The sequence below is a fragment of the Chitinophaga sp. Cy-1792 genome (assembly GCF_011752935.1).
Classification (GTDB): domain Bacteria; phylum Bacteroidota; class Bacteroidia; order Chitinophagales; family Chitinophagaceae; genus Chitinophaga.
In genome coordinates, this window is sequence record NZ_VWWO01000001.1 from 1,409,327 (window position 1) to 1,421,401 (window position 12,075).

Here is a 12,075-nt window from a genome sequence, read left to right on the forward strand (position 1 = left end):
TTTATTCATATCCTCTCTTGTTTTTGAGATAGTCTGAAGAAATTTTTCCTGATGATACTATTTGCTATGCTTAGAGAATAGGGTTGATATTGTCAAAGTAAAACAGAGGAGATAGAAATTTGTTTCATATTAGAAGAATATGACAATCGGTTGCTGTTACTGCCGACGCAACTTTCCAATGGCGGTATCCACGCCGTAAATCATTATCATAGAGGCTTTACCGGTTTCAATAACATATTTCATGCTGCTACCATTTTCCAGGAGAATCGTACCGAAAGTCGTCGCCTCTTTCCTCATCACTCCTTTGAAATCTCCATGCCCTTTTCCACAGGCGCCAGCCAGCATACCTGTCTGAAGATCGCCGTTATCTTTTGTGATCAGCCGGCGTGTTGTTAAGATGCTGAAATTATCAGGACCAACGATTGTGCTGCAGATGAAAAGTTCGGTATCAATAAGCTCGATGTCGAAACCTGGATAAGTATTTTTAAATTCGGCATTATCCTCGTAAAACCTTGTCCATTGGAAATTATAAGGCTTCATCGTATGCCTTTTTATGGCATTGATGGATATATTATGAACGGATTGATCTATCGTTCTCATAGTTGTAATCGATATAGGGAATAATGAATACCGACAATGTATTGATTTTTTGTAAAAGAATGTATTTTGATCAATAATCTGACAATCAGCATAAACATCCCTATCATGAATTATACCCTTTTATTTCACGGTTTTCTTACCATATTAATCGGCAACCTCTCAGGTATAGGTTATTCAAAAGCCATCAGGAAAGTCATTGCTAATGAATCCGCCTGGAAACTGATGCACTCCGCCTCTGTGATGGGTGGCATCATGCTGCTGGCATTCGCCCCCTTTTTTAATGGTCTGACAGCGGATTTTAATTATGCTGTTTATCTGCTATACAGTATCATTATTTCAAATTATTGTTTCGCCGCAGGAATGCTGCTGGCGGCATTTACCGGTGCACGTGGCATTGATAAAAAAGCGCCTGGTTCCAATAATAAAATCGTGTACGTATTTTATTATATCGCCGCTATACTTTCGTTAGTATATACGATGGTGTTTCTCTTTTTAATTATAAAAAGATGATCATTCGTACGTTCGTTAAGGTTATATGTATTTGGGGTCGCAATTATTTTTCCGGGAGTTATGGTTTTCCTGTTTGCACGCTCATTCATTGCGTTTACGGAATATGCCCACTGTCATTAAACAGACAACCTTTCCACTCATTGTACATTACAACGAATGAAAAGGTTGTAAGAGAGTAGAAATTAGAAATTAGTGTTGATGATCAACGTATTTCTGTCTGCATTTGCGAAGTCCATCGGTAAAATACCAAAACGCCCCTGCGTATGACTGGTGAAATAGCTGCTCAGCTGAGGGTTAATAGCATTTGAAACGGTGGTGATGCTTGGAATACCAAAAATCAGTGATTTGTAACCGCTACTGAAATTGATGTAAAGCGTAGACTGATTACCAGATTGCGCTTCCGTAAACAAACTGTTGATATTGTTCCATTTGCCGTTGTTGTCCGGTACCTGGTACTGGTCCTGTACACGGAGATTAGCATTGCCATTGTTGATGGAGAAAGTAGTATTATCTGCCCAATTGGTAGCATCAATGCCTTTAGGCGTGGATGATGCGCCAAATCTTCTGAGTAATACGATCTTACCTCTTACCTGTCCCAGTGTAGGAACGGTAGCTCCCAGGTACCATTTAGACGGCTGCTGCTGGGTGTAGGTGTCGAAGGTTTGTTCAAAAGTTCTGGTGTTGTTGCTGGGATCATACTCTTCTTTCACGCTCATTACAATGGTTTCGGAAGGGTTGTTGGCCAGGAAGGTAAAGGCTGCATTGATGACATCCTGGAAATTCATGTTCTGATAAATACTGCCGTGATGAATGGCAAAGGCATTGTCGATGTGGCGGCACCTGATGTCGAGGAAGCGGGTTCCTGCGTCCAGCTGCTGTGCAATGGTAAGGTCCTGGCATTTGGCAGTGCCACCAATAGGTTCAAAGCGTGCGCCGCTGTCGTGGGTGCCAGGAATGGTAATGGCAGTTAAGCTGGTGTTGTCGGCAAGATTGTTCATCCAGCCATTGAGGGTAACTGCCAGACTGCTGCTAAGTGCTTCAGTTTTAACGGCACTGATTTTTTCGGGCTGAGGGAGACTGTTCATTTCATCTTTTTTACAGCCAAAAAGGGTGCTGGCAGCAAAGGCCAGGATAAGGGTCTGTTTTTTCATAGTGAAAGATTTACCCGATGAACACATCACCCGGCATCTTTAACTATGCTCAAAAAGGGAATTAATAATTCGGTAACAAATATAAAAAAAGGGAGTTCAGCCGTTCCGGATGACACGATCCCCATATCTTTTGAAGATCAACTATAAATCCATTATCTTGGATGTCGCAAGTGAATGCCGCTGTATGGCAGTATTCCCGAACCAGAAAACACTATCATGAATACGATTCAAAGTATCAAGAATAAATTAAAAGTCCTGACGGGTAAGATTTCTAGTGTCAAAGTGGAAGTGGATATCCACCGGGAATGGTATGGAAATGCCTATGGTGGCTTTTATGTACACCCGGATAAGCTGAATAACCAGTCAGTTGTTTACTCTTTTGGAATTGGAGAAGATATTTCATTTGATACTGCAATTATGCAGCAACATGGCGCACAGGTATTTGCATTTGATCCTACGCCTAAATCCATCAACTGGATTAAAAAACAACCACCCATGGCAGGTTTTCGCTTCCAGGACTACGGCCTTGGAGCTACTACGGGCTTCGTAACGTTTAACCTGCCCAAAAATGCAGACCATGTTTCCGGCAGTGTTGCGGATCATAAAAATGTAGATAGCCACAACAGCATTTCTGTACCAATGAAATCCTTTGCTGATATAGTAAAAGAGTTCGGTCATACACATATCGATGTCCTGAAAATGGATATCGAAGGTAGTGAATATGCAGTGGTAGAAAGCATCCTGGCATCGCCGGTAAAAATTGATCAGATCCTGGTAGAGATTCATGAACGGTTCTACCCTGACGGAAAAGCCAGAACACAACAACTGCTGAATGCCTTTAAAGCCCATGGATATAAGGTATTTGGCGTGTCTGATTCCCTGGAAGAAATATCTTTTATCAAGATTAATTAAATATATAACGATATCAATAAAAGAGCTGCCTTTACATTGTAAAGGCAGCTCTTCCTGTTTCAGGAAATCAATTTTTTTCTTAATAATGCTGCCGGCTTTTCTATAAGTTGTCGCAGAAGAACTGCGACCAGTACACAGGCCGTCACGGCAACGAGGAAGGTAGGCAGACTATTCTTCTCAAATCCCCTGGTAGTCATAAAGTCCTGCACAAGATGATTCACAATTTTATGTGTGAGATATATAAGATAGGAAAGTATGGCGATATAGGAAGTAATGACAGATGAATGCCTGTATAATATGTTAGCAGGACTAACAGCCGCAAATACAATACAACCATATCCAACGCTTACTAACGGAAACCCATATACAGAAGCCGCCAGGGTACTTTGATCTTTACATAAGAAAAATGCCGCTGTGAGTATCAGTATTCCCGCAGTGAGAAAGAGGTAGCTGTATTCCTGCAAACGCCTACTGAATAAGGGTTTGAAATGCAACATGGCAGCTATGCTGATGCCTGCTAATAATCCATCCAGGCGGGTACAGGTAGGATAATATATCCATTTATACCAGATGATCCACCAATCATCTCCGGCAGGCTCCACGAAGGTATGCCAGCTCCAGATCCTTAGCCCGGCGCCGGCGAGTGACAGTGCCGGAATTAGCCACCATCCTTTATGCAGCGTTTTTGTTTTTATCAGGATCAGTATTACCAGTGGTAATAGCAGATAGAATTGTTCTTCAATACACAGCGACCATGCATGAGAGAAGGTTCCCTGTTTACTTAAGTCCAGCCCGAGGTTTTGCGTGAAGGTGAGGTATTTCCAGAGTGGCGCCGGCGCCTCTCTTTCCCGGGCTCCGGGAATTAAAAAGTAGATCGCTACCACCAGGAGGTAAGGAGGTATGATTCTGAAAAAGCGTTTGATATAAAAATTTTTTAAGGAGATATTTTCCTGTTCCTGGTATGCTGCAAAAAGCTGAGATGCGATCAGGTAGCCGCTCAGTACAAAGAACAGGTCTACCCCTGTCCAGCCAAATCTGCTGAAATCGGCCAGCCATGGAGGATAGGCTGAGAGGGGGCCGTAATGGAAGATAAAAACCAGGAAGATGGCCAGTGCCCGGAGGTGGTCCAGCCCGTGAAGGCGTGCTTTAAGCTGCATGTAATGTTGTGAATTTGAACAAAAATATCTTTCAGAAAGGATAGATTTTGGCAAATCCGACAAACGCTCAGGAATAGATGACGGAAAGCTGCCTCATGGTATTATTGCGTGTTTATAAGCGGATTTAATCATTTCAGGCGGTATTTGAAGGTTTCTGTCGCAAGGTTTGCTGGTTACCTTTAAAATGTCAATATTTGCGCGTTATGGGCATGGTGAATACATTTCTGAATTACTGTAAAACGCATCGGGTACAGGCGCACCTGTTTTTTTGGGTAGCCATGCTGCTGTTGTCGGTAAGCACCGACTTTTTTGAGGGGCCTTCATGGTCATTCATGAGCTCCCTGATCTATGCGCTGGTATTGCTGATTACACAAATACCTACCGCTTATTTCCTGGCATATTTTGTTATTCCGCGTTTATCTTCTCACAAAAAAATAATTACTACTACCTTACTGGCTATACTGGTATGCTACCTGCTCAGTGTATTTGCCAGGATACTGGTGGTATATGTAGCAGAACCACTGGTATTACCATTTACGCAATGTACGGACCCGCTGGAGCCTAAGGAGCCACTGTCCGAGATCGCCACAGACTTGTACAAACTCTTCAAAGTGTATGTGTACCATACCCTGTCAATCCCTTTTCTGTTCCTGACGGTGAAACTTTTTAAAGATCAGTATGATATCCGGGAAAAGGCCATCAGACTGGAAAAAGAGAAGATCGCTACGGAGTTGAAATTGTTGAAGAATCAGCTAAATCCACATTTTCTCTTTAATACCCTGAACAATATTTATTCCCTGTCTATCGTAGGTTCTCCACATACGTCTGATGCTATTTTCCGGCTGTCGGAAATGCTGGACCATGTATTGTACAAAAGTCAGCATCCATTGATTCCCATCAGGGAAGAGGTACAGCTGATAGAAAACTACTGTAGCCTGGAACGGCTCCGGTATACCGATAGTCTGCAATTCAAGCTGGATATCGACATCCGGCAGGAGCTGGAGGTGCCCCCGCTGATATTGGTATCTGTAGTAGAAAATGCCTTTAAGCACGGGTTGAGTAATACAAAAGATAATCCGGCTATTAGTATAAAAGTAACAACAGGAGAGGATGTTGTTACTTTTGATGTAGTCAATACCGTAGGAGATAATATGCCGGAAACCAGGAACGGCAAGATCGGATTGCTGAATATCAGGCAACAACTGGAACTGATATACCCGGGTGATTATGTACTCGATGTTGCCCGCGATGATGACTATTTTAAGGTACATTTAGCCATCCGGATAAAAACAAGGCAAGTATGAAAGTAAGATGTCTGTTAGTAGATGATGAACCACTGGCGATACGCCTTCTGCAGCAACATATCCAGCAGCTGGCGGATTTTGAGGTGACGGCTACCTGTCATAATGTAGCCCGGGCGAATGAAATACTGTGTAGTACAGCAATAGACCTGCTTTTTCTGGATATCAGGATGCCGCAGGTTTCGGGGATTTCTTTCCTGAAAACACTGCGTAACCCGCCTAAAACGATACTCACCACTGCTTACAGGGAATTCGCCATGGATGCATATGACCTGGGCGTGATCGATTACCTGCTCAAGCCCATTTCCTTTGGGCGTTTTATGAAAGCAATCGAACGTTATAACAGTTTACATATACCTGTTACCACACCGCCGCCCGCTGTAAGCGCAGAAAAACCTCATCTTATTATAAAATCAGGGGTAAAACATATTAAACTATATACCGCCGAAATCTGCTACCTGGAAAGTATTAAAGACTATATTAAGATCTATACCACAGATAAGGAGATTATCGCGAAGTATAAGATCAGTGATATGGAGACCGCTTTAAATGATAAGGGCTTTCTTCGGATACATCGCTCTTTTATCATCAACATAAATAAAATAACAGCTTTTACCAATACAGATATAGAACTGGGTAGTATAGAACTCCCTATTGGCGCGAATTACAGGGAGTATATCCGGAAAGCGATGATGACGGATAATCACCTGCTTAAATAGACCGGGGCTGATCAACTATGTTGATCAGCCCCGGTCAGCACCTAATCTATCGTAAAAACTTATTGCAGTTTAAAGGCAGCTTCTTTCACATCGCGGCTGTTGCCGCCAATGAATACCTTGAAGTCACCTGGTTCCGCAACGAACTTCAGATCTGAATTATAGAACTTCAGGTCGTTTTCAGTAATATCGAAAGTTACTTGTTTAGATTCTCCCGCTTTCAGCGCAATACGCTGGAAACCTTTCAGCTCCTTTACCGGGCGGGTGATAGATCCCACCATATCACGGATATATAACTGTGCTATTTCCACACCATCTGTTTTACCGGTATTGGTAATGGTAACTGATGCGGTGATTTTACCACCTGCTTTCAGTGCGTTACTGTTTAAGGTAACATCGCTGTAGGAGAAAGTGGTGTAGCTCAGGCCATAACCAAATGGGTACAGTGGATCGTTGGAAACATCCAGGTAGTTGGAACGGAACTTGGTAAACCATTTATCGTTGCCAGCCAGTGGACGGCCGGTGTTTTTATGATTGTAGTTAACAGGTATTTGTCCTACCAGCTGCGGGAAGGAAGTGGTGAGTTTACCGGATGGGGTAGCGTCGCCAAATAATACATCTGTGATAGCTGCACCTGCTTCACATCCACCAAACCAAACGTTGAGGATAGCAGGAACATGCTGGTTTTCCCATGTAAGGGTCATAGGACGACCAGCAAACAGCACCAGTACTACCGGTTTGCCTGTTGCGAGCAGGGCTGCCAGTAATTCTTTCTGGGTGTCTGGAAGGCTGATATCTGCTCTGCTGGCGGCTTCTCCGGTCATTTCGGAAGATTCACCCAGTGCAGCGACGATGATATCAGATTGTGCAGCTGCGGCCAATGCTTCTTTTTTCAGCTCTTCAGCAGTTCTGCCATCGCGGTGAAGTGAACGGCCAAACATGGTGCTGTTGATTTCCAGCATGGAGTCGGCAGTGAGGTTGGAGCCTTTGGCATAATTGATTTTTACCTGGCTGCCCACTTCTTTTTGCAGTGACTCACGCAGGGAAGGGATATTTTTAATATCTGCAGATACAGACCAGGTACCTGTCATGTTTTCCCTGGTATCAGCCAGTGGCCCGATCAGTGCGATGGAACCCTGTTTCTTCAGCGGGAGCAGGTTTTGCTGGTTTTTCAGCAGTACAAATGTTTCGGCAGCAGCTTTGCGTGCTTCCTGGCGCTGCGCAGCAGTGTAGATTTCTGTCTGTGCTCTCTCCGGGTTGCAGTAACGGTAAGGATCGTCGAAGAGGCCAAGTTTGTATTTGGCTTCGAGGATACGACGGCAGGCAATGTTGATTTCGTTGAGCGTCACTTTGCCTTCCTGGAGGGATTGCTTCAGGGTGCCGATGAATCCTTCACCTACCATGTCCATGTCGGTGCCTGCGTGTAAAGCCAGTGCTGATACGGTTTTCAGATCACCTATGCCGTGGTTGATCATTTCGTTGATAGCAGTGTAGTCTGTTACCACGAAGCCGTTGAAGCCCCATTGTTTACGCAGTACATCGGTCATGAGCCATCTGTTGGCGGTAGCTGGGATGCCGTCTACTTCATTGAAGGAAGTCATAACGGTCATGGCGCCGGCGTCTACAGCGGCTTTGTAGGGAGGGAAGTATTCGTTGTACATCCTTACACGACTCATGTCGGTGGTGTTGTAGTCACGGCCGCCTTCCGCAGCGCCATACAATGCGAAGTGTTTTACACAGGCAAGGATGTTGCTGTTTTTGCTAAGATCGCCCTGGTAGCCTTTTACCATGGCTGCAGCAATTTTGGAACCCAGGTAGGGATCTTCTCCTGATCCTTCTGCAATACGGCCCCAGCGTGGATCTCTGGCAATGTCCACCATCGGGGAGAATGTCCAGTTGATGCCATCGGCACTGGCCTCAATGGCAGCAATCTGTGCACTTCTTTCGATCATGTCCATATCCCAGGAGCAGGATAATGCCAGCGGAATAGGAAACGTGGTTTTGTAACCATGCACCACATCCAGACCGAATAACATCGGAATTTTCAGGCGACTGCCGTCAACAGCAAGCTGCTGGGCTTTCCTGATATCGGCAACTTTGGTCATGTTGAGCAAAGCGCCTACCTTACCTTCCCTGATCTTTTGCTCTACGCCGGTACTTACCACGGAACCGGTAACGGCATCTCCGGAGGTAAGCAGGTTGAGCTGACCCAGTTTTTCCTCCAGGGTCATTTTGTTCATCAGGGAATTGATGAAAGTGTTCATCTTGGTATTCTGTGCCTGGCCGACATAAGTCAGGAAGCACAGTGCGAGCGTACAAGATATTTTATAGAATTTCATGCGCTAAAATTAAAGATCAGAAGCGAAGTCTGCAAGCAACCGGGAAATGATCCGATGGGAATCTGAGGTCCCTGGAATCTGTCAGCACGGCATATTTGAGTACTTCTATGTTATTGTTGACGAAGAGGAAGTCGATTCTTCCTTCTCTGACAACCTTCGTATAGTTATGGTATTTAAAATCATTAAAGGTGCTGTCCGGGCCGTAAGGTTTAGCCTGTGAAACCAGTTTCGCATCTTTAAATGACTGGACGATAGTGCCGTAGGCAGTGGTTTCCGGGTTGGAATTGAAATCGCCGGTAATGATAACCGGTGTTTTGGCCGTAGCGTATTCCTTAATTTTCTCCAGGATAAGTTTAGCAGCATTTTCTCTTGCAACAACCCCTTCATTATCAAAGTGAGTATTGAACATAAAAAACTGTTTGCCGGTTTTTTTGTCTTGCAGGCAAGCCCAGGTGCAGATACGGATGTAGGCAGCATCCCAGCCTTTGCCGGGTTTCTCCGGAGTTGGTGACAACCAGAAGTTACCTGATTTTACCAGCTTGAATTTTTGTTTGTTATAGAAGATGGCTGAATATTCACCGCCATCTTTTCCGTCGTCTCTGCCTACGCCGACATGTGCATAGGCGGGCATTTCTTCCAGGTCTTTCATCTGACCAGACAGCGCTTCCTGTACACCAAAAACATCAAATTCATGATATTGGATGAGGTCCTGCACCATTGCTTTGCGGTGAGGCCATGCGTTGGCACTGTCCGATGGTACATTCAGACGCAGGTTATAGGTGGCTACGTTTAACTCGGTTTTTTTCTGTGCAGATAATACTGCCGGAAAAAATGCAAGCAACAATAGGCCGCACCTTTTTAAAAAAGATCCTTGCATGTTTTCTATAGATTGATGATAAATTAATTGCTGTTATTTGAGTGCCGGCGCGATCGCCTTTTGCCAGATGGCATATCCGGCGGCTTTCATATGAAGCTGGTCTTCTTTGAAGAGCTCCGCTTTGATGGTGCCGTCGGCGTTGAGCATTTGATGGTAAACGTCTACAAAGGCCGTACGACGCTGTTTGCGCAGGTATTTACGAATGCTGTCGTTTGCTGCCACCATTTTTTCCATCAGTCTGGCCCGGCTGGGACTAGGTTTCAGCGATACATACACAATAGGTACCGTGGGCATTTTGTTTCGGATCATCGTGAATAGTGTCTGGAAGCGATGTAATACCGAATCCGCAGTAACAGTGTCGGCATCTGCGAGGTCATTTTCTCCGCAATAGATCACTATCTGCTTAGGGTGATAGGCAAAAATGACATCATCTGCATAATGCAGCTGGTTTAATAAGGTAGATCCACCAAATCCGCGGTTGATGATCTTTTTATCGGGGAAATAATTTTGAACGTCTGTCCAGTAGGTAAAAGATGAACTGCCGATAAACAGGATCTCGTTGCCGGCAGGTTTGTTCAGGGAGTCGGCTCGTTTAAACGCCTGGATATCACTATGGTAAGGATATTGCTGGGCAAAAGCTGTTAGCAGGATGAAACAGCTGCAAAACGCGGTGAATAATATCTTCTTCAATGTTATCAGTTTAAAAGCTCACTTTTAACTATAGTGTAGCAGAGCGTTTATCTTACCCCATGAAGTAGAAAAAAATTATTGGATTATATCGGCCTGGTACGTAAAATAATGGTCTGGGTATCTTTTTTAATGACCTGTGCTTCAAGAACCATGGATAATACAAACAAGGCGTCGTCAAGAGAACTCAGTAATATCGGACCATTGATGATTTGGGAATCCCTCTTTTTGTCCTCCAGGATAATTTTTTTCCCGAAGGTATCTTCCAGGTATTTTAAGATTTCACTGACAGAGGGGTTGTTGAGTATTAGTTTGCGATCCTTCCAGGCACTGAATTTTTCTGCGGCAATGTTTTCAGTGGCAGTTTGTTTATCGCCTTCATTATAAGAGATAAACTGACCAGGCTGCAGGATGACGTCGTCTTTATCTGCATCTTCAAAGGAGAGCCTGATTTTCCCGCTCTGCAGGGCTACTTCCGTTTTCTGGCGGCGTTGTCTTACATCAAAAACAGTCCCTAATACAGTAACGGTAAGGCCTTTGGTATGTACGAGGAATCTTTCCTGTTCTTTAATATTATTGGTGTCTTTATTAATATGTACTACGTTAAAAAGTGCTTCGCCTTTCAGCCATATTTCTCTTTTTTCCCCTGATTTCCATTTGCTGTTATAAGAGATACTGCTGTTGGCGTTGAGGTCTACCAGGGAGCCATCGGGAAGAGTTATCTGGCGGATTTCGCCGTAACCTGTTTGTGCGGTGATCCTGGTGGCGCTTCTTGGGAAAAAGATATATGTAGCGGTGATAATGGCCACTCCTGCAAACATGGCTGCAATTTTTAATGCTTTGCGCAAAGGAAAAATGCTGGCGGGAGCAGGTGCTGCTTTATTAGCTTCCTGTGCACTGATCAGTTGCAGGTGCTTTTCCCAGGAAGCCTGTGCTGCTTCATCTGATGGAATATGCTGTTTAAAGGAAATATGATGGAGATAGAGACGGGCATTATCCATATCCGTTATTTTGAGGGGTAACACAAGCCGTACTTCCTGCCAGTAGGCCTCTGTTTCAGGGGTGGGCGTGTATACCCATTCCTGGAAGTAAGGATCCGTCAGGAAATCGTTTTCGTTATATTGAGAATATCTTTCAGCTATACTTTTTCTTTCCATTCTACTATTATAGTGGCATGTGCTGCAATAATTACCCCAAGTGGGATAAAAAATTTACTAACAGTTTGATATTGAGCAAATTTTAAAATAAAATAGATAAGAACATAATGTTTTCTTTCAGCGCAGAAAGACTCCGGGCCATAATTTTGTAGGTCGCTTTCACTGAAATTTTAAGAATAGATGCTACTTCCTGGTAGGAAAGATTTTCATAAAATCGCAGGAAAACCGCCTCCAGCTGCCGGCTGGTAAGCGTTTTAATAGCATGTTGCAGTTTGGTCTTCATCTCCTCGTTCAACTCATTGCTGACGATCACATTCTCAATCGAAAATTCATAGTCCTCTTCGGCAGACCGGTCAAAAACAATTTTATCATGCTGCCTGATCTTCTTCATCAGAATATACCGGAACGATGAGTACAGGTAGTAATTCGGTGAATCAACATGTGACAGCTTATCCCGCCTGTTCCAGACATCCAGGAATACTTCCTGTATGCTGTCTTCAATCAAAACAATATTGGTAGTGAATTTCCTGCCGTAGTTAAAGAATCGTTTATAATATTCCTTGTACAATCCACTGTAGGCGTCCATGTCGCCTTCAATAATTCGCTGAAAAGTTGGATTGTCCATTACGCAGGTAAGTGATTGGTGGAATTTTTACGGATGCGAAGTT

At 44.0% G+C, this 12,075-nt stretch carries 12 protein-coding genes; 4 read left to right on the forward strand and 8 right to left on the reverse strand.

Annotated features, from left to right (window positions below; genetic code table 11):
* Positions 1-156: 156 nt before the first annotated feature.
* Entirely contained in the window at positions 157-600 is a 444-nt protein-coding gene (locus F3J22_RS05810) for a hypothetical protein (protein WP_167015202.1), read from the reverse strand.
* A gap of 105 nt (positions 601-705) precedes the next feature.
* Between F3J22_RS05810 and F3J22_RS05815 the strand changes: the two genes are divergently transcribed.
* Positions 706-1,110, forward strand: a complete 405-nt coding sequence (locus F3J22_RS05815) for a hypothetical protein (protein WP_167015204.1) — start codon at positions 706-708, stop codon at positions 1,108-1,110.
* Positions 1,111-1,292: 182 nt separating this feature from the next.
* On the opposite strand, the gene F3J22_RS05820 is transcribed toward F3J22_RS05815, so the two are convergent.
* Positions 1,293-2,261, reverse strand: a complete 969-nt coding sequence (locus tag F3J22_RS05820; protein WP_167015205.1) for a phosphatidylinositol-specific phospholipase C — start codon at positions 2,259-2,261, stop codon at positions 1,293-1,295.
* Between the two features lie 216 nt (positions 2,262-2,477).
* On the opposite strand from F3J22_RS05820, the gene F3J22_RS05825 reads away from it, so the two are divergent.
* Complete coding sequence (locus tag F3J22_RS05825) at positions 2,478-3,173, forward strand: FkbM family methyltransferase (protein ID WP_167015206.1); 696 nt, start codon at positions 2,478-2,480, stop codon at positions 3,171-3,173.
* A gap of 59 nt (positions 3,174-3,232) precedes the next feature.
* Here F3J22_RS05825 and F3J22_RS05830 read toward each other — a convergent pair whose 3' ends face one another.
* On the reverse strand, positions 3,233-4,330 hold the full coding sequence (locus F3J22_RS05830; protein WP_167015207.1) for an acyltransferase: 1,098 nt from the start codon (positions 4,328-4,330) through the stop codon (positions 3,233-3,235).
* A 209-nt stretch (positions 4,331-4,539) separates the two neighbouring features.
* On the opposite strand from F3J22_RS05830, the gene F3J22_RS05835 reads away from it, so the two are divergent.
* Positions 4,540-5,634 (forward strand): sensor histidine kinase, encoded by a 1,095-nt coding sequence (locus tag F3J22_RS05835; protein WP_167015208.1) that lies wholly within the window; start codon positions 4,540-4,542, stop codon positions 5,632-5,634.
* On the forward strand, positions 5,631-6,350 hold the full coding sequence (locus F3J22_RS05840; RefSeq protein WP_167015209.1) for a LytTR family DNA-binding domain-containing protein: 720 nt from the start codon (positions 5,631-5,633) through the stop codon (positions 6,348-6,350). The genes F3J22_RS05835 and F3J22_RS05840 overlap by 4 nt, the downstream gene beginning before the upstream one ends.
* Before the next feature lie 59 nt (positions 6,351-6,409).
* On the opposite strand, the gene bglX is transcribed toward F3J22_RS05840, so the two are convergent.
* The 5 genes from bglX to F3J22_RS05865 form a co-directional block, all read right to left on the reverse strand.
* Positions 6,410-8,686 (reverse strand): beta-glucosidase BglX, encoded by a 2,277-nt coding sequence (bglX, locus tag F3J22_RS05845; protein WP_167015210.1) that lies wholly within the window; start codon positions 8,684-8,686, stop codon positions 6,410-6,412.
* 16 nt (positions 8,687-8,702) lie between these two features.
* Complete coding sequence (locus tag F3J22_RS05850; RefSeq protein WP_205195148.1) at positions 8,703-9,527, reverse strand: endonuclease/exonuclease/phosphatase family protein; 825 nt, start codon at positions 9,525-9,527, stop codon at positions 8,703-8,705.
* Positions 9,528-9,596: 69 nt separating this feature from the next.
* Positions 9,597-10,253, reverse strand: coding sequence for a GDSL-type esterase/lipase family protein (locus F3J22_RS05855; protein WP_167015212.1), 657 nt, complete (start codon positions 10,251-10,253; stop codon positions 9,597-9,599).
* Between the two features lie 83 nt (positions 10,254-10,336).
* The gene (locus F3J22_RS05860) at positions 10,337-11,407 is read right to left on the reverse strand and encodes a FecR family protein (RefSeq protein WP_167015213.1); all 1,071 of its coding nucleotides are present in this window, start codon (positions 11,405-11,407) and stop codon (positions 10,337-10,339) included.
* Between the two features lie 82 nt (positions 11,408-11,489).
* A complete protein-coding gene (locus tag F3J22_RS05865) occupies positions 11,490-12,032 on the reverse strand; it encodes an RNA polymerase sigma factor (protein WP_167015215.1) in 543 nt (180 codons plus the stop codon).
* Positions 12,033-12,075: the final 43 nt, after the last annotated feature.